The sequence below is a fragment of the Streptomyces sp. NPDC007983 genome (genome assembly GCF_042958345.1).
In the GTDB taxonomy this organism is placed as follows: domain Bacteria; phylum Actinomycetota; class Actinomycetes; order Streptomycetales; family Streptomycetaceae; genus Streptomyces.
In genome coordinates, this window is sequence record NZ_JBIBJI010000007.1 from 125,328 (window position 1) to 148,752 (window position 23,425).

Annotated in this window: 23 protein-coding genes; 12 read left to right on the forward strand and 11 right to left on the reverse strand. The window is 73.8% G+C overall.

Going from position 1 to position 23,425, the window contains the following annotated elements:
- Window positions 1–56 precede the first annotated feature (56 nt).
- Both ACFZCY_RS23165 and ACFZCY_RS23170 read right to left on the reverse strand, forming a co-directional pair.
- Complete coding sequence (locus ACFZCY_RS23165; protein WP_391176301.1) at window positions 57–1,307, reverse strand: hypothetical protein; 1,251 nt, start codon at window positions 1,305–1,307, stop codon at window positions 57–59.
- A gap of 174 nt (window positions 1,308–1,481) precedes the next feature.
- Window positions 1,482–2,900 carry a hypothetical protein gene (locus ACFZCY_RS23170; RefSeq protein ID WP_391176304.1) on the reverse strand — a complete coding sequence of 473 codons (1,419 nt, stop codon included), beginning with the start codon at window positions 2,898–2,900 and terminating at the stop codon, window positions 1,482–1,484.
- 164 nt (window positions 2,901–3,064) lie between these two features.
- On the opposite strand from ACFZCY_RS23170, the gene ACFZCY_RS23175 reads away from it, so the two are divergent.
- Together ACFZCY_RS23175 and ACFZCY_RS23180 are read left to right on the forward strand one after the other, a co-directional pair.
- Complete coding sequence (locus ACFZCY_RS23175; RefSeq protein WP_391176307.1) at window positions 3,065–4,324, forward strand: molybdopterin-dependent oxidoreductase; 1,260 nt, start codon at window positions 3,065–3,067, stop codon at window positions 4,322–4,324.
- Window positions 4,321–4,791 (forward strand): hypothetical protein, encoded by a 471-nt coding sequence (locus ACFZCY_RS23180; protein ID WP_391176310.1) that lies wholly within the window; start codon window positions 4,321–4,323, stop codon window positions 4,789–4,791. The genes ACFZCY_RS23175 and ACFZCY_RS23180 overlap by 4 nt, the downstream gene beginning before the upstream one ends.
- Here the strand turns inward: ACFZCY_RS23180 and ACFZCY_RS23185 are convergent.
- From ACFZCY_RS23185 to ACFZCY_RS23195, 3 genes are read right to left on the reverse strand one after another with little or no spacing between them, the layout of a single operon-like run.
- Window positions 4,742–5,446, reverse strand: coding sequence for a methyltransferase domain-containing protein (locus ACFZCY_RS23185; RefSeq protein WP_391176313.1), 705 nt, complete (start codon window positions 5,444–5,446; stop codon window positions 4,742–4,744). The two genes, ACFZCY_RS23180 and ACFZCY_RS23185, sit on opposite strands and share 50 nt — an antisense overlap.
- On the reverse strand, window positions 5,443–6,084 hold the full coding sequence (locus ACFZCY_RS23190; protein ID WP_391176316.1) for a DUF2064 domain-containing protein: 642 nt from the start codon (window positions 6,082–6,084) through the stop codon (window positions 5,443–5,445). Before ACFZCY_RS23190 ends, ACFZCY_RS23185 begins: the two co-directional genes overlap by 4 nt.
- On the reverse strand, window positions 6,081–6,806 hold the full coding sequence (locus tag ACFZCY_RS23195) for a glycosyltransferase (RefSeq protein WP_391176319.1): 726 nt from the start codon (window positions 6,804–6,806) through the stop codon (window positions 6,081–6,083). The genes ACFZCY_RS23190 and ACFZCY_RS23195 overlap by 4 nt, the downstream gene beginning before the upstream one ends.
- 116 nt (window positions 6,807–6,922) lie before the next feature.
- On the opposite strand from ACFZCY_RS23195, the gene ACFZCY_RS23200 reads away from it, so the two are divergent.
- Both ACFZCY_RS23200 and ACFZCY_RS23205 read left to right on the forward strand, forming a co-directional pair.
- Window positions 6,923–7,696 (forward strand): response regulator, encoded by a 774-nt coding sequence (locus ACFZCY_RS23200; protein WP_391176322.1) that lies wholly within the window; start codon window positions 6,923–6,925, stop codon window positions 7,694–7,696.
- Window positions 7,689–8,801: an ATP-binding protein gene (locus ACFZCY_RS23205; RefSeq protein ID WP_391176325.1), complete on the forward strand. Its 1,113-nt coding sequence runs from the start codon at window positions 7,689–7,691 to the stop codon at window positions 8,799–8,801. Before ACFZCY_RS23200 ends, ACFZCY_RS23205 begins: the two co-directional genes overlap by 8 nt.
- 23 nt (window positions 8,802–8,824) lie before the next feature.
- Here ACFZCY_RS23205 and ACFZCY_RS23210 read toward each other — a convergent pair whose 3' ends face one another.
- On the reverse strand, window positions 8,825–9,889 hold the full coding sequence (locus ACFZCY_RS23210; RefSeq protein ID WP_391176328.1) for an NAD-dependent epimerase/dehydratase family protein: 1,065 nt from the start codon (window positions 9,887–9,889) through the stop codon (window positions 8,825–8,827).
- Window positions 9,890–10,129: 240 nt separating this feature from the next.
- Between ACFZCY_RS23210 and ACFZCY_RS23215 the strand changes: the two genes are divergently transcribed.
- Complete coding sequence (locus tag ACFZCY_RS23215) at window positions 10,130–11,053, forward strand: class I SAM-dependent methyltransferase (protein WP_391176331.1); 924 nt, start codon at window positions 10,130–10,132, stop codon at window positions 11,051–11,053.
- A gap of 204 nt (window positions 11,054–11,257) precedes the next feature.
- Here ACFZCY_RS23215 and ACFZCY_RS23220 read toward each other — a convergent pair whose 3' ends face one another.
- A complete protein-coding gene (locus tag ACFZCY_RS23220; RefSeq protein WP_391176334.1) occupies window positions 11,258–11,734 on the reverse strand; it encodes a nitroreductase/quinone reductase family protein in 477 nt (158 codons plus the stop codon).
- 163 nt (window positions 11,735–11,897) lie between these two features.
- Between ACFZCY_RS23220 and ACFZCY_RS23225 the strand changes: the two genes are divergently transcribed.
- Complete coding sequence (locus ACFZCY_RS23225) at window positions 11,898–12,779, forward strand: helix-turn-helix domain-containing protein (RefSeq protein WP_391176338.1); 882 nt, start codon at window positions 11,898–11,900, stop codon at window positions 12,777–12,779.
- Here ACFZCY_RS23225 and ACFZCY_RS23230 read toward each other — a convergent pair.
- Window positions 12,750–13,526, reverse strand: a complete 777-nt coding sequence (locus ACFZCY_RS23230) for a peptidyl-tRNA hydrolase (protein ID WP_391176342.1) — start codon at window positions 13,524–13,526, stop codon at window positions 12,750–12,752. The two genes, ACFZCY_RS23225 and ACFZCY_RS23230, sit on opposite strands and share 30 nt — an antisense overlap.
- A gap of 69 nt (window positions 13,527–13,595) precedes the next feature.
- Between ACFZCY_RS23230 and ACFZCY_RS23235 the strand changes: the two genes are divergently transcribed.
- Window positions 13,596–14,573, forward strand: coding sequence for an ATP-binding cassette domain-containing protein (locus tag ACFZCY_RS23235; protein WP_391176345.1), 978 nt, complete (start codon window positions 13,596–13,598; stop codon window positions 14,571–14,573).
- Window positions 14,570–15,238, forward strand: a complete 669-nt coding sequence (locus tag ACFZCY_RS23240; RefSeq protein ID WP_391176349.1) for an ABC transporter — start codon at window positions 14,570–14,572, stop codon at window positions 15,236–15,238. The genes ACFZCY_RS23235 and ACFZCY_RS23240 overlap by 4 nt, the downstream gene beginning before the upstream one ends.
- Window positions 15,239–15,272: 34 nt before the next feature.
- Here the strand turns inward: ACFZCY_RS23240 and ACFZCY_RS23245 are convergent, their stop codons facing one another.
- Entirely contained in the window at window positions 15,273–16,676 is a 1,404-nt protein-coding gene (locus tag ACFZCY_RS23245; protein ID WP_391176352.1) for an alkaline phosphatase PhoX, read from the reverse strand.
- A 313-nt stretch (window positions 16,677–16,989) separates the two neighbouring features.
- Window positions 16,990–18,093 carry a cell division protein ZapE gene (gene zapE / locus ACFZCY_RS23250; RefSeq protein ID WP_391176355.1) on the reverse strand — a complete coding sequence of 368 codons (1,104 nt, stop codon included), beginning with the start codon at window positions 18,091–18,093 and terminating at the stop codon, window positions 16,990–16,992.
- Between the two features lie 66 nt (window positions 18,094–18,159).
- On the opposite strand from zapE, the gene ACFZCY_RS23255 reads away from it, so the two are divergent.
- The 4 genes from ACFZCY_RS23255 (at window position 18,160) to msrB (ending at window position 21,541) form a co-directional block, all read left to right on the forward strand.
- On the forward strand, window positions 18,160–18,981 hold the full coding sequence (locus ACFZCY_RS23255) for a dihydrofolate reductase family protein (protein ID WP_391176358.1): 822 nt from the start codon (window positions 18,160–18,162) through the stop codon (window positions 18,979–18,981).
- Between the two features lie 71 nt (window positions 18,982–19,052).
- Window positions 19,053–19,556 carry an indole-3-glycerol phosphate synthase gene (locus ACFZCY_RS23260; protein WP_391176361.1) on the forward strand — a complete coding sequence of 168 codons (504 nt, stop codon included), beginning with the start codon at window positions 19,053–19,055 and terminating at the stop codon, window positions 19,554–19,556.
- A gap of 94 nt (window positions 19,557–19,650) precedes the next feature.
- Window positions 19,651–21,120, forward strand: a complete 1,470-nt coding sequence (gene murC, locus ACFZCY_RS23265) for a UDP-N-acetylmuramate--L-alanine ligase (RefSeq protein ID WP_391176364.1) — start codon at window positions 19,651–19,653, stop codon at window positions 21,118–21,120.
- 13 nt (window positions 21,121–21,133) lie between these two features.
- Window positions 21,134–21,541, forward strand: coding sequence for a peptide-methionine (R)-S-oxide reductase MsrB (gene msrB, locus ACFZCY_RS23270; protein ID WP_055549538.1), 408 nt, complete (start codon window positions 21,134–21,136; stop codon window positions 21,539–21,541).
- On the opposite strand, the gene treZ is transcribed toward msrB, so the two are convergent.
- Window positions 21,501–23,339 carry a malto-oligosyltrehalose trehalohydrolase gene (gene treZ / locus ACFZCY_RS23275; RefSeq protein WP_391176369.1) on the reverse strand — a complete coding sequence of 613 codons (1,839 nt, stop codon included), beginning with the start codon at window positions 23,337–23,339 and terminating at the stop codon, window positions 21,501–21,503. The genes msrB and treZ overlap by 41 nt on opposite strands.
- Window positions 23,340–23,425 lie beyond the last annotated feature (86 nt).

The window sequence follows — 23,425 nt, forward strand, 5'->3', positions numbered from 1 at the left end:
GCCCGGTCGCGTCGACAGAACGCGACCGGGCCGGGCCCGCTGTTACCTGCGTATGACTACTTCGTGTACGTCGACCAGTCCGGCGATTCCGCCGGGTCGAGCATCCGCAGCTTCTCCAGGACCTTCGGATCCTGGGCGTCCAGCCAGTCGGCGAGCTGCTTGAACGATACGCACTGCACACCCTGGCGCTTGCACACGCTGCGCATCACGTCTTCGATGGCCTGCATATAGATGCCGCCGTTCCAGGTCTCGAAGTGGTTGCCGATGAACAGCGGTGCCCGGCTGCCGTTGTAGACGCGCTCGAAACCGTTCAGATAGCCCTCGCGGGTCAGCCGCTCCCATTCCGTGTACTTCGCCGGATCGCCCTCGGTGCTGTCACCGGACTGGTTGTAGAGGAAGTTGAAGTCCATGGAGAGGACCTGCTTCTCGCTCTCCGGATACGGCACCAGCTGCAGCGGGAAGTTCCAGATCCCGTCGATCTTGGACGGCCAGATCTGGAAGTCGCCCGGAGAACTCGCGTCGTAGCGCCAGCCCAGCGACTTGATGGCCGGGATCAGATTCTTCTGTCCTTCGAGACAGGGGGCGCGGCCGCCGACCAGTTCCTCGTCGTAGTCGAAGGGCAGCGGCTCGACGTCGGTGAAACCCGTATTGGTCTTCCAGTGCTCCACGAACGAGTACGCCTGCTCGGCCTCGCTCTTCCACTGCTCGGTGGTCCACTCGCCGCCGCCCTTGGACCCGCAGAAGTGCCCGTTGAAGTGCGAGCCGATCTCATTGCCTTCCCGCCACGCCTCGCGCAGCTGCTCCAGCGTCTCGCGTATGTGCTCGTCGGTGGGGAAGGATATGGCGGCCGAGCCCCGCTTGTGCATCGGCGGCCGATAGAGGTCGCTCTTGTACTTGGGCAGCAGATACATGCCGCTGAGGAAGAACGTCATATTGGCGTCGCTTTCCTTGGCGACCTTGCGGAAGCGGGAGAACAGGTGGTCGTTGTTCTCCAGCGCGCCGTCCCAGGAGAAGACCACGAACTGCGGGGGCTTCTCCCCGGGCTTCAGTTTCTTGATCTTCGGCTGATGGGGCTGGGGACCGGTGTAGGCCATGGAGCCGTCCCCGATCACCTTCACCACGCCGTCCCAGTCGGCGTACTTGTTCTTCTTCTTGGCACCCTTGGGGATCTTGTCGGCTCGCGGTACGGGCGCGGCGGCCTGGACGCTGCCGTCCACCGCGCCGCTCGTATCCCCCGGCGAGGTCAGGGCGATGAGCAGCGCCACCACCACGGCCACGGCCGCGAGCGCCCCCAGGGGCGCGGCCACGCCATAGGCGTTCCGCGCCGATAATGCCTTCAACGCCTTCAAGGACTGCGATGCCTTCAAGGTCTTCAACGCCTTCAACGGGTCCCGCCCCCTGGCAACGGTTCAGTTGTGTGCCCCGCTCAGTATCACAGAAGTATCACCTGCTCTTCACATCGGCCACTCATCAACCGGCAGTCACCAGCCGGTGAGCAGCAGATGGTTCACCAGCAGCGCGAGACCGGCCTGCGCCGCCAGCCAGCGGCGCAGGTCCCGGGCGGGCAGCAGCGCGGCGGAGGGCAGCAGCCAGAGCACGAACGGCAGCCAGATGCGCTCCGTCTCGGCCTTGCTCATCCCGGACAGATCCGCGACGGCCAGCGCGAGCAGTGCGGCGAGGACGAGCACCACGAGCCCGTCCGCGCCACCGTGACCGCTGTGCCCGCCCTGACCGCCGTGGCGCAGCCGCCGTGCCACTCCCGGCGCGGCCCCGACCGCCCGGCGGACCCCGGCGACGGACGCGAGACCGGCCGCGACCGACGTGGCGGCGAGGTTGGCCCACACCCAGTAGCCGTACGGGCGGTCCGCCGCGACCCCTTGGTAGTAGCGCTCGACCAGCAGCTCGTACCCCTCCCACCAGGCGAAACCGGCCAGCGTGAAGCCGCCCGCCACCACCGCCGCCCCGGCCAGGGCGTACGGCAGCGGCCGCACCGTACGGGCGAGGAGGAGCACGGCCGCGGCGGGCAGTGCCATGAGCGTGAGCCCGTACGAGACGTACCCGGTGAGGCCGAGCAGCAGCCCGGCGGCCAGCGCGACGGCGCCCGGCGCCCGGGCCGTACGGCTCGCCGCCAGCGCGAGCAGCGCGATCCCCCAGGCCGCGACCGCCGTGAAGTAGCCGTCCGCCGACGCCCCCACCCACACCGCGGCCGGGGCCAGGACGAGGAAGGGCGCGGCGGTGCGCGCCGCCCGTTCCTGCCCCAGCGCGCGCAGCGTGACCAGGACGGCGGCCACCGCCGAGCTTCCCACGGTGACGCAGAACGCCCCCGCCCATCCGCCGCCGCCGAGCCCCAGGCGGTCGAGCCCGACGAAGGTGAGCACGGCGCCCGGCGGATGCCCGGCGATGTGCGCGGGCCAGTGGTCGGGCTGGGTGATCAGGATGTGACCGGTGAAGCCGCGCAGCGCGGCGCCGATGTCCTGGAAGCGGTCGACGCCGCGCAGATACTCGTGCCGCTGCGTCAGCCGCCCGGCCACGCCCCGCCCCCAGCCGTCGACGAGCGCCAGCGCCCAGGTCCAGGCCATCGCCACCGCCCAGCCCGTCCACAGCAGCCGACGCCACGGCAGCGTCGCCGCGACCCGCGGGCCGTAGGCGACGACGGCCACGGCGAGGGCGACGGCGGCGGGCGTGCCGGGGCCCGCGTGGGGCAGCCAGTCGGCGTACAGCGGCGCCCAGTCGACGTACAGGGTGTGGTCGGTCCGCTGGATCACCGTGCCGACGACGGCCGCGACGGCGAACAGGAGCGCGGCGGCAGCGGCGGCGAGCACATCCCGGCGGCGGCCGGTCCGCTCGTCGCCGTCCGGCGTACGAAGGGTCTGGTCATCGGTGCGGAGGGGGAGCTTCACGGCCTCACGCTAAGCCGGTGACCTGCCGGATCGGCCGCTGTGGCGCGCTGACGTCACCGAACCGTCAGATCCCGGCCGCGGGGTACGGCCGAGCGGACCGACGTCAGCGTTTCGTCATGCGTCGGAACCCCTGATGACCGGTCCGGCGGCCATACCGTCGTGCCATGAGCCCCCGTCCACCCGCTTGGCGAAGCCCCTTGCGCGGCCCCTGGCTGACGTCCGTCTTCGGTCTGATCCTGCTGTTCGGGATTCCGCTGCTGTTCGTCACCGGGCTGCTGTCGTACGCCGCGTACAACCCGGATCTGTCGCCGGTCAACGACAAGACCCCTGACAAGGGACTGCTCGGCTTCTACCTCTTCTCCTGGCCGACCCACCCCGTCTGGCTGTACCGCCTCACCCAAGGGGTGCATGTCACGCTCGGCATCGTGCTGGTCCCGGTGCTGCTGGCCAAGCTGTGGTCCGTCGCCCCCAAGCTGTTCGAGCGGCCGCCGGTGCGCTCCCTCGGGCACGGTCTCGAGCGGCTGTCGCTGCTCGCGCTGGTCGGCGGCGGGCTCTTCGAGTTCGTGACCGGGGTGCTCAACGTCCAGCTGGAGTACGCCTTCCCCGGGTCCTTCTACCCGCTGCACTTCTACGGGGCGTGGATCTTCATGGGCGCGTTCGCCGTCCACGTGGCGCTCCGCTTCCCCCGTATGGTGCGCTCGCTGCGCGGTCGCGATCTGCGGGCGGAGCTGCGTACTCCCGTCTCCCGTACCCGGCCGGAACCGCCCGACGAGACCGGTCTGGTCAGCCCGGACCCCGCCCCGCCCACCATGTCGCGGCGGGGCGCGCTCGCGATGGTGGGCACCGGTTCGGCCGCGCTGCTGGTGGTGACGGCCGGGCAGAGCCTCGACGGGCCGCTGCGGCACACCGCGCTGCTCGCCCCGCACGGCCGGGAGCCGGGCCGGGGGCCGAACGGCTTCCAGATCAACAAGACCGCCGCGGCCGTCGGCATCAGGGCCCGTGACATCGGCCCCGGGTGGCGGCTGGTGGTGCGCGGCCCGGGGCGTGAGGCCGTCCTGACCCGTGAGCAGGTGCTGCGGCTGCCGCGGCACGGGGCGGCGCTGCCGATCGCCTGCGTCGAGGGGTGGTCCACCCCCGACCAGCGGTGGGAGGGGGTGCGGCTGGCCGACCTCGCGGGGCTCGTCGGCCTGGGCGAGCGGCCACCGGCCGTCTTCGTCGAATCGCTCCAGCGGCACGGCTCGTTCCGGTCGGTCGTGCTGCGCGACAACCAGGTCCGCGATCCGCGCTCCCTGCTCGCCCTGCGGGTCAACGGCGCGGACCTGTCGCCGGACCACGGCTACCCGGCGCGCGTCATCGTCCCGGGCGCCCCGGGCGTGCACAACACCAAGTGGGTCGCCCGGCTGAGCTTCGGGGAGACGGTGTGAAGGCCGGCTCCGGATTCCGGCGGCGGTACGGCGACTCGCCGCCGCATCTGCTCCTGCTGCTGTGCTCCTTCGCGCTGACCGGCTACGCGGGGGTACGGCTGCTGAGCGGAGACTGGTTCGGGATCGTGCTCTGGTTCGTCGGCGCGGCCGTCCTGCACGACCTGGTGCTGCTGCCGCTGTACGGGCTCGCCGACCGGGCGCTGCGGCGGGCGGTTCCGGCGCCCGCCTCGTACGTCAACCACGTACGGGTGCCCGCCTTCGTCTCGGTGCTGTTGCTGCTGGTGTGGTTCCCGCTGATCGCGGGAACGCAGTGGCGCCGCTACGAGCGTTACACCGGGCTTTCCGCCGATGGCTTCTGGCAGCGCTGGCTGCTGATCACCGCCGGGCTGTTCGCCGCCTCCGCGCTGTGGCTGTGCGTCAGGGCGGCGGTGTCGCGGGCCCGGGCACGGCGGCGCGGCGCAGGGTGATGAAGTCGCGGCCCCGGGCCGTCCAGCGCTCTACGGCGGTCCAGCCCGCCGCCCGGGCGTGGCGCAGCAGCGCGGGGGCGCCCACCCGGGCCCAGGGGAACGCCGTACCGGCCCGGCCGCGTCCGTCGTCCACCCGCACCCGGACCCGTTCGTCGACGTCGGCCGCGGCCGCCTCGGCGATGAGCAGCCCCTCGGGGGCGAGGAGTTGCGCCACGCGCGCCAGCAGGGCCGGGGGATCGCCGCCGATGCCGATGTTGCCGTCGAGCAGCAGCGCCGTGCCCCAGCGCCCCTCGTCCGGCAGCGGTTCGAACACCGAGCGGCACAGGGCCGGGCCGCCGGTGCGGACGGTACGGGCGACCGCCGCCCGGCTCACGTCGATGCCCAGGCGGGGGTGGCCGTGCGGGGCGAGCGCGGCCACCAGCCGTCCGGGGCCGCAGCCGATGTCGAGGACGGGCCCCTGGCACCGGCGCAGCACGGTGCGGTCCGCCGCGTCGGCGTCCGCGCACCATCGCTCGACCTCCAGGGGGAGCAGCCAGCCGTCCGCGCGGCGCAGGAACAGCGGGCCCCGGCCCGCGCTCAGCGCCCGCGTATAGGGGTCGGCGCGCCACGATCCGGACGTGGCGCCGCCCGCGTCTTCGCGTATCGCCGTGCTCATCGGGCGGCGGCCCGGGACAGTCCGGCGAGGGTGCGGGCGAACCGGCTGCCCGGGGCGAGGGCCGCCACCCACTCGGCGTCGTCCGCCGTGTCGACATCGCGCAGTACGGGCAGTTCGCGCACCCGCAGCCCGGCGTCGTCAAGACGGCGCCGCTGTGCGGCACCCGTGGTGGGGGTGGACATCGGCACGCCGCGCAGCAGCTCCGGATCGGGCTCCGCCAGGCCCAGGGCCCAGAACCCGCCGTCGGCGGCCGGCCCGAACCAGGCGCCGCAGTCCCGCCAGCCGTCCCGGCCCAGGACGGGCGCCAACAGGGCGGGGCTGACCTGCGGGGTGTCCATGCCGATGAGCAGCGTGGGCCCCTGGCATCCGGCGAAGGCCGCGGCCAGCCGCTCGTCCAGGCCGCCGCCGCCCTGCGGCACGACCTCGATGCCCGGCGGCAGCCATGGCCCGGCGCGCCCGTCCAGCGCCAGCACCCTGCGCCGGGCGGGCATCCCGAGCACGGCGTGCAGGGTGTCGCCGAGGGCGGCCTCGGCCAGCGCCGCGGCCGCCGCCGGGGTGTACGGGGGCGTGAGCCGGGTCTTCACGCGCCCGGGCACGGGTTCCTTGGCGATGACGATCACCGTGCTCTCCGGGCTCACCGGGTGGCCCCCGCGCGGTCGCCGGGGGAGGTGGCCGCGGGCGGCGGCTGACGCAGGACCGCCCGCATGTCGCGCACCGCGTGCCAGGTGCCCCGCCAGGTGCCGGTGACCTTCGACCTTCCGGTCCGCGGCCGGTACGGCACGTCGCGCTCCTCGATCCGCCAGCCCGCGTCGGCGGCCCGCACGACCATCTGCAGCGGATAGCCGCTGCGGCGGTCGGTGAGGCCCAGGGCCAGCAGCGGTTCACGCCGGGCGGCGCGCAGGGGGCCGAGGTCGTGCAGCGCGGCTCCGGTGCGCCGGCGCACCATCCGGGACAGGGCGGCGTTGCCGAGCCGGGCGTGCACCGGCCAGGCGCCGTGCCCCTCGGGGCGGCGGCGCCCCAGGACGAGATCGGCGTCGCCCTCGGCGACGCCGCGTACGAAGCCCGCCAGCAGCCCGGGGTCGAGCGAGGCGTCGCAGTCGCAGAAGCAGACGAAGTCGGCGTCGGCGGCGAGCAGTCCGGCGTGGCAGGCGGCCCCGAAGCCCCGGCGGGGCTCATGGACGACGGTGGCGCCGAGGGAGCGGGCGAGCGCGGCCGAGCCGTCCGTCGAACCGTTGTCGACGACGATGGCGCGCCAGCCGGCGGGGATGCGTTCCAGCACCCAGGGCAGGGCGGCGGCCTCGTCCAGACACGGGAGGACGACGTCCGCACGAGGAGCGGTCGAGTTGGTCACCCGGCCCACCCTACGAGCGAAAAAGCCACATTCCGGACTTCAGGTCCTTACGAAACGCGGACGTCGCCCCCGTCCCCCGGCCGTGGGCGGGACGGTCCGGCCGGCCGGGTGCCAGGCTGGAGGGCATGCAGCAGACCCCACTCCCCGGCCGCGTGCTCGTCGTGGACGACGATCCGACCGTCGCCGAGGTCGTCGCCGGGTATCTCACCCGCGCCGGCTTCGCCGTCGACCGGGCCGCCGACGGCCCCGGCGCGCTCGCCAGCGCCGACGCCCAATGGCCCGACCTGGTCGTCCTCGACCTCATGCTGCCCGGCATGGACGGCCTGGACGTGTGCCGCGCGCTCCGCGGCAAGGGGCCGGTGCCCGTGATCATGCTGACCGCCCGCGGCGACGAGGACGACCGGATCCTCGGTCTCGAGATCGGCGCGGACGACTACGTCACCAAGCCGTTCAGCCCGCGCGAGCTGGTGCTGCGGGTGGAGTCCGTGCTGCGCCGCGGCCGTACCGGACCGCGCGCCTCCGCCGCCCCCGGCGCTCGCGTCGCGACCGGCACCCTGCTCAGCCGCGCGGGGATCACCCTCGACCCGATGGCCCGCCGTGCCACCAAGGACGGCCGCGAACTCGCCCTGACGCTCCGCGAGTTCGACCTGCTGGCCTTCCTGCTGCGCCACCCCGGGCTCGCCTGTACCCGCGAGGAGCTGATGCGGGACGTCTGGGGCTGGGAGTTCGGCGATCTGTCCACCGTCACCGTCCATGTGCGGCGGCTGCGCGGAAAGATCGAGGACGACCCGGCCGCGCCGCGCCTCATCCAGACCGTCTGGGGCGTGGGCTACCGCTTCGACGCGCCGGACGCCCCGGCCGGGGCCGACAGGGCGGAGGAGCCGGACCGCCGTGCGTGACGTCCTGCTGATGGCCCTGTTCGCGTTCCTCGGCGCCGCCGCGGCCGGGCTGCTCGGCGCGTTCGCCCTGCGGCTGCTGCGCGGCCGGTCCGTCGTCGTGTCCCTCGCCGTCGTGGCCACCGTCGCGGTGACGGCCATGCTCGCCGGGACGCTCGCGGTCGCCTGGGCGATGTTCCTGTCCCCGCACGACCTGACGGTCGTCACCACCGTCTGCGCCATGGCCGCGGTGGTGTCCCTGGCCACCGCGCTGCTGCTGGGCCGCTGGGTGGTGGCCCGCAGCCATGAACTGACCCTCGCCGCCCGCTCCTTCGGGGACGGCGGCAGCTTCGCCGCCCCCGGCGGTGCGGCCACCGCCGAACTCGCCGAACTCGGCCGCGAGCTGGCCGCGACCAGCGCCAAGCTGGCCGAGTCCCGGGAGCGCGAACGGGCCCTGGAGTCCTCCCGCCGCGAGCTCGTCGCCTGGATCTCGCACGATCTGCGCACCCCGCTGGCCGGGCTGCGGGCGATGTCCGAGGCGCTGGAGGACGGCGTGGTGCGGGACCCGGCCCGTTACCACCGCCAGATCCGCACCGAGGTGGAGCGGCTCAACACGATGGTCGGCGACCTCTTCGAACTCTCCCGCATCCACGCCGGGGCGCTGTCCCTCGCCCCCACCCGGGTCTCCGTCTACGACCTGATCGGCGACGCCCTCGCGGGCGCCGACCCGCTCGCCCGCCAGCTCGGCGTCCAGCTGATCGGCGACCGCGTGGACCCCATCCCGGTCGAGGTCGACGGCAAGGAGATGACCCGCGTCCTGGGCAACCTCCTCATCAACGCCATCCGCCGCACTCCGGCCGACGGCACGGTCGCCGTGGCCGCCCGGCGCGAGGCGGACACCGTCGTGCTGTCCGTCACCGACGGCTGCGGCGGCATACCGGAGGAGGATCTGCCGCGCGTGTTCGACACCGGCTGGCGCGGCAGCCACGCCCGTACGCCCCCGGCGGGCGCCGGGCTGGGCCTCGCCATCGTCCGCGGCATCGTCGAGGCCCACGACGGCCACGCGGCCGTGACGAACGTGGCCGGCGGCTGCCGCTTCGAGGTCCGCCTGCCCGCCGCCCCGGCGTAGCCCGGCCCGGGCGGCTCTCCGGACTACCGGACGGTGGCCGCCGGGCGCTGGGCCGCGTGGGCGAACTCGGTCATGCCCTCGCTGAACGTCATCGCGGGCCGCCAGCCCAGCTGTTCGCGGAGCCGGCGCGACGAGGCCGTGATGTGCCGTACGTCGCCCAGCCGGTACGCCCCCGTGACCACCGGCGCGGGCCCGCCGCACGCCTCGGCCAGCGCCTCCGCCATCTCGCCCACCGTATGGGGGTCGTCGCTGCCGGTGTTGTACGCGGTGAGGCCGCCCGGGGCCGCCGCGGCGGCGGCCGCCTCCAGGGCGGCCACGTTGGCCGAGGCCACGTCCCGTACGTGGATGAAGTCGCGGCGCTGCCCGCCGTCCTCGTAGACCGTGGGCGCCTCGCCGCGGGCGAGGGCCGAGCGGAAGAAGGAGGCGACGCCCGCGTAGGGGGTGTCGCGCGGCATGCCCGGCCCGTAGACGTTGTGGTAGCGCAGCGAGACCGCCCGGCCGTCCACGGCCCGCGCCCACGCCGCCGCGAGATGCTCCTGCGCCAGCTTCGTGGTGGCGTAGACGTTGCGCGGGTCGGCCGGTGCGTCCTCGTCGACCAGGCCCGGCCGCAGCGGGGTGCCGCAGTCCGGGCAGCCGGGTTCGAACCGCCCGGCCGCCAGGTCGGCCTCGGCGCGCGGGCCAGGGCGCACCCGGCCGTGCCGGGGGCAGTCGTAGCGCCCCTCCCCGTACACCACCATCGACCCGGCCAGCACCAGCGAGCGCACCCCGCGCCCGGCCATGACCGCCAGCAGGACCGCCGTGCCCAGGTCGTTGCAGCCGACGTAGTCCGGCGCGTCCGCGAAGTCCTTGCCGAGGCCGACCATCGCCGCCTGATGGCAGACGGCGTCCACCCCGCGCAGCGCCGACTCCACCGCCGCCCGGTCCCGCACATCGGCGTGGACCCACTCGGCCCCGGAAGGCTGCGGCGGCGCCGGATGGGCGGCGGGCAGCAGGGCGTCGAGGACGACCGGCTCATGGCCGCGGTCGACGAGAGCGGTGACGATGTGCGAGCCGATGAAGCCCGCGCCTCCGGTGATCAGTACGCGCATGGGTCCGACGCTAGGCGTTCGACCGGCCACGGGGCCCGTGTCCGCGCCGTGGCGTCATCGGTCCGTAAGACCCTATTTCCGGACGCCTTCCGTCCACTTACCCCCTGTACCTGCCCGGTCGCCCGATGTTCCGGTCACATAAAACACACAACCGTGACGTCCCGGCGTTGCCTGTCACTGCCAGCGTGGCCCGCGATTCACGTCTCTCCCGACCCCCGCCTCCGAGGAACAGAGAGCACCATGACGGCCACCACCGCCGAAGCAGCGCAGCGTCCCCGCAGCCTCAATGACGTCAAGGGGTGGTTCCCCAGCCTTGACCAAGTGCTGTTCGACTTCTTCCTCAGGCGTCAGGAGCGCCTCGGGGAGCACGGCGACATCCTCGAGATGGGCGCCTACATGGGGAAGAGCGCCATCTTCACCGCCGCGTACCTGCGGGCCGGTGAACGCTTCACGGTCTGCGACCTCTTCGACGCCGAGGACGCGCCGGACGAGAACAACGCGGCGGAGGCCCGGAAGTCCTACTCCACCCTCACCCGCACTGCCTTCGAGCAGAACTACCTGGCGTTCCACGACGCCCTGCCCGACATCCTCCAGGGAACGACCTCGATCGTGCCCAGCCACGTGGACGACGACACCTGCCGCTTCGTCCACGTCGACGCCTCGCACCTGTACGAGCACGTGGAGGGCGACATCATCGCCGCGCGCGATGTCCTGCTGCCCGGCGGCATCGTCGTGCTCGACGACTTCCGCTCCGAGCACACCCCCGGCGTGGCCGCCGCCGCGTGGGAGGCGGTCTTCAACCGCGGCCTGCGGCCCATCTGCCTGACCACCCAGAAGCTCTACGGCATGTGGGGCGACCCCGGCCCGATCCAGGACGAGATGCTCGCGGACGACGAGTGGCGCCGCGGCATGCACACCAGCCGGCAGGAGATCGCGGGCAGCCGGGTGCTGCGGTTCTCCGGAAAGCCGAAGAACCCGGCGGCGCCGCGGTCCCGCTACGCCGACGACGCGCCCGCGTCCGCCCCCGCCCCGAAGGCGGGCCGCGCGCCCGCCGCCCCGGCGTCCGCGGGCGCGCCGCGCCGCCCCAGCCAGGTCCGCCGGCTGGCCGCCGACGTGCTGCCCCCGGTGGTGACCCGCGCGATCCGCAAGCGCCGCCGCGCCTGATCCGGCCGCGGCGTCTCGCGGTGTGCGCGCCGCGGCGCACGGTGTCCGTGGCGGCCTTGCGTACGTTCGTATGGTCGCCGCGGGACCCGGGCGCGATCTCCGCGCACCTCGGCCAACCGGGCGCAGCGGGCCATCGGCCTTCCCTGTCCCCGGGGGCTCACGGTGCCAGGCGTCGCGGGCCCGGCGGGACTGTGCGGATACGCCCTAAGCGCTGTGCAGTTCGAAGAGAGGGAGTTTTCGGACGGTCTTGGCCTGGTATCCGGCGAGACGGGGTGCCAGCTCGACGAGCTGGGTGAACAACGCGTCGCGCTCGTCCGGCGGCACCTCACGAGCGATGACGTCGTAGGTGTCCGTGCCGATCTCGACGTGTGCCCTGGCGTCGGCACGGAGGTTGTGCACCCAGGCCGGGTTTCTCGGCAGTCCGCCATAGGACCCGACGATGAAGAGACGGCCGTCGACCGTGAAGTATTCCGTCGGAGTCAGTCGTGGCCGTCCCGACTTGGCGCCCGTCATGGTCAACAGCACGATGTCGGCACCTTCGAAAGGGCCGCCGACCTTTCCGCCGTTGGCTCGGAATTCCTCGACGACATTCTCGTTGAACGCCTTGAGCGCCTCAGGATCGTCCCGAAGGTGCGATCGGCCTATGGCACTGATGGCGGCGTCCGTGTGGTGTTCGGCCATGGTTCCCTCAATGTCCTGGATGGTGCGGCACGGACCAGCGTCGGATACCACGTCATTTCCATCCAGGCCGACCTCGACCAGCGGTCCGGGGAACCTGGGTACTCAGCAACCTGGGTACTCGCACGCCCCCCTACCGCCGACGCCCGTGCGGCATCATGGGGACATGAGCAAGTCGGAGCTGGGGTGTTTCTTGCAGGCGCGCCGGGCCGGCGTGTCACCAGCTTCGGCGGGGCTGACCGACCTCGGTCGCCGCCGCGTGCCCGGACTGCGCCGCGAGGAGGTCGCCGCCTTAGTCGGACTGTCCACCGACTACTACGTGCGCCTCGAGCAGGGCCGCGGGGGACGGCCGTCCGAGTCGGTGCTCGATGCGATCGCTCACGTGCTGCTGCTCGACGACACCCAGCGTGAGCACCTGTACCACCTGGCACACCCGCCGCGCCGACGCGGCCCCGCCCAGGGCGCGGGGCAGGAGCGGATGGCCGACTCCACCCGAATGTTCCTCGAAACCCTGACCGTGCCGGCGCTCGTCATGACCCGCAGCACGCAGGTGATCGGCTGGAACGACCTCGCCTGCGCACTGTTCACCGACTTCGCCGCCCTGCCCGAGCGTGAGCGCAACACCGCCTGGTTGATGTTCCTCGACGAGGATCTCGCCGCCCGACACCGCGACTGGGAAGGTTCCGCGCGCGAAACCGTCGGGATCCTGCGGATGACCGCGGGCGAGAACCCGGATCACCCCGAACTTTCCACCCTCGTAGGTGACCTGGCTGCGCGCAGCGAGACATTCCGGCAACTGTGGGCCGAACACCACGTCCACGAGAAGGCCAGCGGAATCAAGCTCCTGCGCCATCCCGAGCTCGGCGACATCGACCTCACCTACGTCACCTGGACGACGCCCGCGTCGCCCAACCAGATGCTCGTCACCTACACGCCTGAGCCGGGCTCGCCCTCGGCCCGAACGCTCGGCCTGGCTGGGCGCACGGCTCCGGCACGGGGCCGTGGGAGGTCTACGGCGTCAAGGCCGACGCCGGAACACGGCAGGTGACCGCCCCTCGACCACAACGGTTTCCCCGGGTGCGATCTCGGTGAAGCCCGCGTCCCGTACGACCGGCAGACCGCTCCGGGTGAGCGCGCCCCACCGCTCGGGGGACGCCATCCGCACCGCCAGCGGGAAACCGGCCTCGCGCCACGCCGCCCGCCGCGCGTCGTCCAGCTCCCACCACGCCAGCTGCGCACCGTGCCCGGCCTGCGCCATCGCCTTGCCCGCCGACATCTTGACCTCCGGGCTCAGCCACAGCACCGGACCGGCCGGGCCCGGCGGGGGCGGGGGCGCGGGGTCGTCCAGGTCGGTGCCGGAGACCTGGAGCTTGGCCAGCTCCTTGGGCCAGCCGTCCAGCGGCACCGGCGGGAACACCCGCACCTCGGCCGCCGGAGCGCCCTCGGCTTCCGGCGCGTCCTCGGCCGCCGCCGCCCGGCCCGTGAGCGTGATGCCCGGCAGCGTCTGGGCCCGCCGCCACTCCGCGCCGCGTGCCCGCCGTACGACCTTGCGGATCCGGGCGTCCTGCCAGTCCCGCACCGCCTCGGCCCACTCGCCGTCCTCCGCCGTCGACCGCTCGTCCGACAGCAGCACCAGCACCGCCCGCGCCGCCGTCTCCAGGGCGTCCGTACGGGACGGGGGCGCGGTCTTCTCGATCCGCACCACAAGGGGCAGCACGAACTGCGGGGCAGCGTCCCGGTCCGTCTCCGCGTGCCGGAACGGGCTGCTGTGGGGGATGGCGTCTGAGCTGGTCACCGCTCCAGTCTGCCAGCACCCGCCGTCAGCTGCGGCGGGCCGCCGCCCGACTGCCTATGCTCAACCAGCATGAGACTGCGAGGAGTCGGGCGCCGCTACGGCCTGGCCGGACCCTGGGTGCTGCGCGGCGTCGACCTCGACGTGCCGCCGGGCTCGCTGACCCGGGTCGAAGGGACGAACGGCAGCGGCAAATCCACCCTGCTGCGGCTGCTCGCCGGAATCGACGCCCCCACCTCGGGCCGGATCACCGGACGCCCGCGCACCGCGTACGTCCCCGAGCGGTTCCCGCCCGAACTGCCCTTCTCCGTCCTCGGCTACCTCACCCACCTGGGCCGCGTCCACGGCCTGGGCCGGGCCGAGGCGGCGCGCGGCGCGGGGGAGTGGCTGGAGCGGTTCGGGGCGCACGAGTACGCGGCCACCCCGCTCGCCGAGCTGTCCAAGGGCACCAGCCAGAAGGTCGCCGTCGCGCAGGCGCTGCTGGCCGCGCCCGCCCTGCTCGTCCTCGACGAGGCGTGGACCGGGCTGGACCGGACCGCGCGCGGCGTCCTGGACGAGGCGGTCGCCGAGCGGGTCGCCGACGGCGCCGCGGTCGTCTTCGTCGACCACGACCCGCGCCGGCTGGCCGGGGCGCCGGACGCGGTGCTCCGGGTCGCGGACGCCCGCCTGGAGCCGGTGCCGGTCCCGGTGCCGGGACCGGCGGCCGGGGAACTGCCGGACCCCGGCGGGCCCCCGGCCGCCGCCGAACCGCGGATCCGCGTAGAGGCCGAGCGCCCGCCGGGAGCGGCCCTCCCCGCGAACCTCCCCGGCACGCCGGTCCACGAGCCCGCCCCCGCCCCACCGCCTGCGCCAACCCCCGGCGCCGAGGCCGCGCCGAGTCGCGGTGCGGAGGCCGGGCAGCCCGCGCCGGGCCCCGGCGATCCGCGGGTCGTGCGGCTCACGGTCGGGGCCGCGTACTCCGACGCTCTGCTGCGTGCCCTCCTCACCGCCCGGCCGCCCTGGCACATCCGCGCGGTGACCGAAGTTCCCGCCGATCCGGAGACGTCATGACCGCCCTGCTGCGCTATCAGGCCGCGCTGCTGGCCCGTTCGCATCGCTGGCTGCCGCCGCTTCTCCTCTATGTCGTCTTCATGGGCATCGGGGTGCAGGCCGGGCAGCCGATCCTCGACTCCTTCGGGTTCGCCGCCGCCGGAGTGCTGCCGATCGCCGCCTGGCTGGTGCGGGTATGCGTCACCAACGAGCCCGCCGCGGCGCGCTCCTGCGCGGCCGCCGCGCAGAGTCCCGGCCGGGTGCATCTGGCCGGTGTGCTGACCGCGCTGGGCGCGGCGGTCGTTCTCGGGGCGGCCGGGACGCTGTTCGTCGCGGTGGTCGGCGATCCGCGCAGCGCGGACGGCCGGGTCGAGGTGCCCGTGGTCCCGGCGACGGTCGCCGGGCTGCTGGCCGCGCTCGCCTGCGCGCTGCTGGGCACGGCCGTCGGCGCGCTGTGCAACCGGCCGCTGCTGCGCCGCCCCGGCTGGGCCGTCCTCGCGACCGTGCTCGCCGCGCTGCTGGCGTCCGTGGTCGGCGCCTCGCCCGCGAACGCCGCCGTATCGGGGCTGGTCAACGGCTCGCGCAGCGGCACCGTGACCATGCCGCTGCTGCCCCTGGCCGTGACCGCCGCGATCGCCGCCGGGGCGACGGCGATCGCGTGCGCGCTCAGCTCGCGCCGGCAGTGAGCGGGCGGTACGGCAGGGGCGTCGGCGAGGCCCGTCAGTGCTGCCAGGGCCCGGTGATCGCGAAGGTGGTGCCCGGGGTGTAGCAGTTCACGTACATCGTGCGGCGGTCCGGGGCGAAGGTGACGCCCGCGAACTCGCCCCACGCGGGCTCCGCCTCCGTGCCAATGTTCTGGCGGCCGCGCGCCATGGCGTAGACCTCGCCGCGCCGGGTCACCCCGAAGACGTGCTGCGCGCCGTCGCCGTCCTCGCAGACCATCAGCCCGCCGCTGGGCGCGAGCGTGATGTTGTCCGGTGACTCGCCGGGCAGCTGCACGTCCGTGTCCGGGCCGAAGACGATCACCAGGGTGAGCCGGTGCCGCTGCGGGTCGTAGCGCCAGATCTGCCCGAAGTGGTCGGCGGCCGAGCCGTCCGCGCTCTTGGCGAAGCTGGAGACGAAGTAGACCGACGTCCCGCCCCAGTAGCAGCCCTCCAGCTTCTGGGCGTGGGTGATGCCGCCCGGGCCGAAGTCCTGGAAGCGGATGGGGGTTTCGGTCGCGAGCGGATCGGGGACGGTCACCCACTCGATGCCGCTGAAGGACGTCCCCGGCTCCTGGACGGTGGACAGGTCGGCCACCCCCGGCACCCGCAGGGCCTGGAGCTTTCCGCCCGCGCGCAGCGACCCGGTCCCGCCGAGGGGCTTACGGGGCAGGAAGCGGTAGAAGAGGCCGAAGGGCCGCTCGAAGGCGTCCTCGGTCTCGTAGACGACGCCGCTGCGCGGGTCGACGGCGATCGCCTCGTGCTGGAAGCGGCCCATGGCGGTGAGCGGTACGGCGCCGGTGCGGCGCGGATCGTACGGGTCGACCTCGAAGATGAACCCGTGGTCCTTGGTGTAGCCGTTCGTACCGGCCTTGTCCTCGGTCTCCTCGCAGGTCAGCCAGGTGTGCCAGGGGGTGGGGCCGCCGGCGCAGTTGACGGCCGTACCGGCGATGGCGACCCGTTCGGACAGAACCCGGTTGGCGGAGTCGAGCGCGAGGGCGGTGCAGCCGCCCATGCCCATCGGGTCGTAGGTGAGGCCCTTGACGGCGGGGACGCGGATCGCGGCGTCCTTACGGTTCTCATGGTTGCGGACCAGGTGCGTACGGGCCTCCCGGCCGCTCGCGCGGCCCGGGAACGCGGCCATGCCGTCGCAGTGGCTGGGGACCTTGCCCTCACCGGAGCGCAGCGCGTCGCCCTCGCGGGACAGCACGCGGTAGCGGAAGCCCTCGGGGAGGTCGAGCAGCCCGTCCGGATCGGGTACGAGCGGGCCGTAGCCGCCGCGCCCGGCGGCCTCGGAGGCGGCCCGGTCCGGTGCGTCGGCCGTGGCCGTACCGGCGAAGAGCTCCTGGACGCTGCCGGTGAAGGCGATGGAGGCGCCCAGCGCGCCGGTGCGGCCCAGGATCTGACGTCGTGTCGCTGACATGCGGTAACTCCCTGCTGGCGGACAGGAAAGATGACCGCACGTGTGTATCACGCGCCCGGGCTGCCCGGGAACCATCCCCCTTTTTTTGAAGGCTCGGTTCGCCTCCGGGGCGCAAAAGCCCGCCCCCAGCTACCGCTGGGAGGTGCCCCCGGTCGACGGTCGACCGTGCTCGGCCCCTCGTTCCTCAGGGCCTCCGCGCGCTCTCCCTTTCGACAGCGGCGCGCCCCTTCGGCTCACTCGCCGGAGAAATGGGGGCACCCGAGCGCAATAGGCACTCATTCGGCTCGCCTCCAGCCGGGAGCCGCGCGCCGGCCTACGCCTCGGCCAGCTGCCGCGCGTCGCGGGCGAGCGCGGTGAGGCGGGAGATCGCCCGGAAGTACTTCTTGCGGTAGCCGCCGTTCAGCATCTCCTCGCTGAACAGCTGGTCGAACGGCACCCCGGAGGCCAGCACCGGCACCTCGCGGTCGTAGAGCCGGTCCGCGAGCACCACCAGCCGCAGCGCGGTCGACTGGTCGGGCACGGGCCCGACCCCGGTCAGGCAGACGGCCTGGACGCCGTCGCACATCGCGCCGTAGCGGCTCGGGTGCACCCGGGACAGGTGCTCCAGCAGGGCGGGGAAGGCGTCCAGGGAGGCGCCGGGCGTGCGCTTGGCCGCGCGGGTGACCACGTCGTCGGAGTGCGGGGCGGGGGCCTCGGGAAGCCCGCGGTGGCGGTAGTCCTCGCCGTCGATGCGCACCGGCTGGAAGTGGGCGGCCAGACCCTGGATTTCGCGCAGGAAGTCGGCGGCGGCGAACCGGCCCTCGCCGAGCTTGCCGGGGAGGGTGTTGGACGTGGCGGCGAGCGCCACGCCCGCCTCGACCAGCTTGCCCAGCAGGGTCGAGACGAGGACGGTGTCACCCGGGTCGTCCAGCTCGAATTCGTCGATGCACAGCAGCCGGTGACCGCTCAGGGTCTTCACGGTCTGCTGGAAGCCGAGCGCGCCGACCAGGTTCGTCAGCTCCACGAAGGTGCCGAACGCCTTCCGCTCGGGCGCGGCCGGGGTGGCGTGCCACAGCGAGGCCAGCAGATGGGTCTTGCCGACGCCGTAGCCGCCGTCGAGGTACACCCCGCGCGGGCCGCCGGCGGCGGCGGGCTTGGCCGCCCGGCGGAACCAGTGTCTGCGGCCGCCCTTGTCCGTACCCGCCCCGGAGCCCAGCCGCTCGGCGAAGCCGCGCAGCACGGTGACGGCCTCGGCCTGGCTGGGCTGGTCGCGGTCCGGGATGTAGTTGTCGAAGCTCACCGTGGCGAACCGGGGCGGCGGCACCATCTCGGCCACCAGGCGCTCGGCGGGCACCTGCGGCGCGCGGGCCGTGAGGGCGACGGGGGCTTCGGCGGCTATGGAGCCTGCCGAGCCGGACGTGGTGATTGGTGCGGACACGGGTGTCCAGGGTAGTCGCTGTTTCCGAGTGGACCGTCCCGGAGGGAGCCATGTCACACTGCGGCCATGCGACGCCTGTTCCCCTTGCCCGCCTTGCCCACCGAACCGTCCGCCCGGCCCTCGGCTGCCGCGGATCCCGTCCGGGACCGCGAGTGGGGGCTCGACGAGCTGGCCGACGCGTACGCCTATCCGGAGCGGCCGCAGAGCGCCTCGGGGGCGTATCTGCGGGCCAACATGGTGTCCTCGCTGGACGGCGCGGCGCACCACGACGGCCGGTCGAAGCCGCTGTCGTCCGACACCGACATGCGGATCTTCGGGATGCTGCGGGGCCTCGCCGACGCGGTGGTGGTCGGCGCCGGGACCGTGCGCAAGGAGGGCTACCGGCCCGCCCGTGCCCGGGAGGCGTTCGCCGAGCGGCGGGCGGCGCTCGGGCAGCCCCCGGCGCCCGCGATCGCCGTGGTCAGCGCGAGCCTGGAGCTGGATTTCTCGCTGCCGCTGTTCACCGAGCCGCTGGTGCCGACCGTGGTGATCACCGGCGCGCAGGCCGCGGAGGACCGGGTCGCGGCGGCGAAGGCGGCCGGGGCCCAGGTGGTGCGCGCGGGGGCCGGGCCCTCGGGGCGGGTCGACGTGGCGGCGGTGCCGACGGCGCTCGCCGAGCTGGGCTACACCCGGCTGCTGACGGAGGGCGGCCCCAGGCTGCTGGCGCAGTTCGCGACCGCCGGGGTGCTGGACGAGCTGTGCCTGGCGGTGGCCCCGCTGATGGTCGCGGGCGACGCGGCACGGATCGCGAACGGTCCCCTGGCCGCGGAACCGGAACGGTTCGCTCTCGCTTCCGTGCTGGAGGACGCCGGTTTCCTTTTCACCCGCTACTGTCGGATTTACTCATAGTTTTACGCTAAACAGACCCCGTTCCCCCTGTTTTCCACCGCTTCCTCGAAGGAACGAGAAGGGCGCACGTCGTGTTCACGAGCATTTTGATGATCGAAAAGCCGCTGACCGCTGCCGACGTGGAGTTCGTCACCACCCTGCACGGCGATGACCCGGTCTCGTTCGTCGTGCTGATGCAGCCGCGGGGCAGCAAGGACCGGCTGCTGCGCGCCATCGACGACATCGCCCTCGGCGAGCTGGAACAGGCCGCCCAGGAAGGCGAGGAGCCGGAGGGCAGCGAGGCGCTGGAGCCCGCCGAGCGCGCCCTGGGCCAATCGGTGGCGGCCCTGCGCGCGGCGGGCGGCGAGGCCCGCGGCCAGGTCGTGCAGCGGCACCCCCTGGACGTTCTGCGCGCAGTGGTGGGGGAGACCGGCGCCGACGAGGTGATCGTCCTGACCGCGCCGCACTTCGTGGAGGAGTTCTTCCACCGCGACTGGGCCTCCCGGGCCCGCCACAAGGTCGGCGTCCCGGTGCTCAAGCTGTTCTCGCACACGGATGACGAGGTCGGCGAGGGGCGGACGCCCACGGGCGGCTGAGCACCGCGGGGGAACCGCAGGGCGGGGTCCGGCGGGGTGCGAGAATCGGGGCCGACAGAACCGAGAAGACCGCTCACCCAGGGGAGACCCGTACATGGCACCGGCCGGCATTGCCCCCGACGCGCTGGACCGTCCGCATTTCATCGGCATCGGCGGCGCCGGTATGTCGGGCGTCGCGAAGGTCCTCGTCCAGCGCGGCGCGCGGGTCGCGGGCAGTGATACCCAGGACTCCCCGATCGTGGCGGCGCTGCGCGAGCTGGGCGCGACCGTGCACCTCGGCCACGCCGCCGGGAACGTCGCGCCCGACGCCACCAGCGTCGTCGTCTCCAGCGCCATCCGCGCCGACAACCTCGAACTGGTCACCGCGCGCGAGCGCGGCATCCCCGTCGTGCACCGGTCCGACGCGCTGGCGGCCCTGATGGACGGCCACCGCCCGATCGCGGTCGCCGGTACGCACGGCAAGACGACCACGACCTCGATGCTCGCCGTCTCGCTGGGCACCCTCGGCCGCGACCCGTCGTACGTGATCGGCGGGGACCTGGACGTGCCGGGTTCCAGTGCCGAGCACGGCGGCGGCGAGATCTTCGTCGCGGAGGCCGACGAGAGCGACCGCAGCTTCCACAAGTACGCGCCCGAGGTCGCGATCATCCTCAACGTGGAGCTGGACCACCACGCCAACTACGCCTCCATGGACGAGATCTACGACTCGTTCCGGACCTTCGTGGAGCGCGTCCGCCCCGGCGGCACCCTGGTGATCTCCGCCGACCACCCCGGGGCGCGCGAGCTGACCGGCATGGTCGCCGGCCGCGAGGGCCTGCGGGTGCTCACCTACGGCGAGGCCGCCGACGCGGACGTACGGGTCCTGGGCGTCGTCCCGGACGGGCTGACCAGCGAGGTCACCGTCCAGCTCGCGAAGGGCCTCGACGGTGGTGACGACGACGGTGAGATCACCTTCACCGTCTCCGTGCCCGGCCGCCACTACGCGCTCAACGCCGTCGCCGCCCTCACCGCGGGCGCCGCCCTGGACGTGCCCGCCCGCGAGCTCGCCCCCGCGATCGCCTCGTACACCGGCGTCAAGCGGCGCCTCCAGCCCAAGGGCACCGCGGCCGGGGTGCGGGTCATCGACTCGTACGCGCACCACCCCACCGAGATCGCCGCCGACCTGGAGGCCATCCGCGGCGGCGCCGGGGACGGCCGGGTCCTGGTGGTCTTCCAGCCGCATCTGTTCAGCCGTACGCAGGAGCTGGGCGCCGAGCTGGGCGAGGCCCTGGCGCTGGCCGACGCCTCCGTGGTCCTCGACATCTACCCGGCCCGCGAGGACCCGGTCCCGGGCATCACCAGCGCCCTGGTGATCGACGCCGCCGCCCGCCACGGCGCCGATGTGACCGCCGAGCACGACCGGTCCGCGATCCCCGGCCTCATCGCCGGAATGGCCAGGCCCGGTGACCTTGTTCTCACCATGGGCGCGGGCGATGTCACCGACCTCGGTCCGGAGATCCTCGCCCGTCTGCAGACGCGGCGAGCCCGGAGCGCCCTGAGGAGCCCGGCGAGCCGGGAGAGCTGAGGAGGGTCCTTCCATGGCGTACGAGATCGACAAGCCGGAGGAGCAGTGGCGCGCGGAGCTGAGCCCGCAGGAGTACCACGTCCTGCGCGAAGCGGGCACCGAGCGCGCCTTCACCGGTGAATACACCGACACCAAGACGACCGGCGTCTACTCGTGCCGGGCGTGCGGGGCGGAGCTGTTCCGCTCCGAGACGAAGTTCGAGAGCCACTGCGGCTGGCCGTCCTTCTACGACCCGGCGGACTCGTCCGCGGTCGAGCTGATCGACGACCGCTCGCACGGCATGGTCCGCACCGAGGTGCGGTGCGCCCGCTGCGGCTCGCACCTCGGCCATGTCTTCGCGGGCGAGGGCTATCCGACCCCGACCGACCAGCGGTACTGCATCAACTCCATCTCGCTGCGGCTCGCCCCCCAGGAGGGCTGAGCGGCCCTCGGGCCGGCCTGAGCACCACAGCCGTCTCCGGCGGCAGCCGCAGCGTGCCGTCCTGACCCGGCGGCTCGACCGGCCGCCAGGCGGCGACCACCTCGGTGACCCCGGCGGGGCTCGGCTCCGGCCGGGCGTCCGCCGGGCGGCCGTGCGGGTTGAGGACGACGCACAGCGGGCCGCGCCGAAAAGCGAAGCAGCCGTCCGAGCCGGTCGGCAGCACGGTGCACGACCAGGCGGGGTCGGTCAGGGCGGGCTCGGCGCGGCGCAGCGCGATCAGCCGCCGGTGCCAGTCCAGCAGCGCGCGGTGCGGCTCCCGGTCCGGCTCCGTCCAGTCCAGGCAGGACCGCAGCCGGGTCGCCGGGTCCTGGGGGTCCGGGATGTCCGCCTCCGCCCAGCCGTGGGCGGCGAACTCCCGGCGGCGGCCGCGCCGTACCGCCTCGGCCAGCTCCGGATCCCGGTGGTCGGTGAAGTACGGCCAGGGCGTACCGGCGCCCCACTCCTCGCCCATGAAGAGCATCGGGGTGAACGGCGCGCACAGCACGACGGCCGCCGCGCAGGCCAGCAGCCCGGGGGAGAGCCGCCCGGACAGCCGGTCGCCGGTGGCCCGGTTGCCGATCTGGTCGTGGGTCTGGGCGTAGCCGAGGAGCCGGTGCGCCGGGGTGGCGGGCGGGTGCAGCGGGCTGCCGTGGCGGCGGCCGCGGAAGGTCGAGTACGTACCGTCGTGGAAGAAGCCGCCGCTCAGCGTCTTCGCCAGGGCCGCGGACCCCCCGGCGCCGGAATCGCCGGAATCGCCGAATTCCGCGAAGTCGGCGTAGTAGCCCTGCCGTTCGCCGGTGAGGTACGTGTGCAGCGCGTGGTGGAAGTCGTCGTTCCACTGGGCGTGCAGACCGTGGCCGCCCGCCTCGCGCGGCGTCGTGGTGCGCGGGTCGTTCAGATCCGATTCGCCGATCAGGAACAGCGGCCGCCCGACCCGGGCCGCCAGCGCGTCCACCGCGGCGGACAGCTCGGCCAGGAAGTGCCGGGCCCGGGTGTCGTGCAGCGCGTGCACGGCGTCCAGCCGCAGCCCGTCCAGCCGGTAGTCGCGCAGCCAGGCGAGCGCGCTGCCGATGAAGTACGCGCGGACCTCGTCGGAGCCGGGCGCGTCCAGGTTGACCGCCGCGCCCCACGGGGTGTGGTGGGTGTCGGTGAAGTACGGCCCGAACTCCGGCAGGCGATTGCCGGACGGCCCCAGGTGGTTGTGCACCACGTCCAGGACGACGCCGAGGCCGTGCCGGTGCGCGGCGGCCACGAACCGGGCCAGCCCCTCGGGCCCGCCGTACGGCTCGTGCACGGCCCACGGCGCGACCCCGTCGTACCCCCAGCCGTGCGTCCCGGGGAACGGGCACACCGGCATCAGCTCCACATGCGTGACGCCCAGACCGGCCAGGTGCGGCAGCCGCGTCGCGGCCGCGTCGAAGGTGCCCTCCGGGGTGAACGTCCCGATGTGCAGCTCGTACAGCACCGCGCCCGGCAGCGGCCGCCCGAACCACTCCCGCTCCCAGCCGAAGCGGGAGGGGTCCACCACCGCGCTCAGCCCCTCCGGCCCGTCCGGCTGGCGGCGGGAGCGCGGATCGGGCAGCGGCGGGCCGTCGTCGAGCGCGAAGCCGTAAGCCGTCCCGTGCCCCGCCTCGGCCTCGGCCCGCCACCATCCGTCCCGCGCGGGATCGCGCTCCATGGGACGCGTACGGCCCTGCCCGCTTCCGGCGACATGCAGCCCGACCCGCTCGGCATGCGGCGCCCACACCTCGAACAGCACTGACCTCTCCTCACCTCGTCATGCGAACGGGTCCGGGACCATGCTGGGGGACGGAGCACCGATCGCGCAGCAGGGCGGCACCGGCC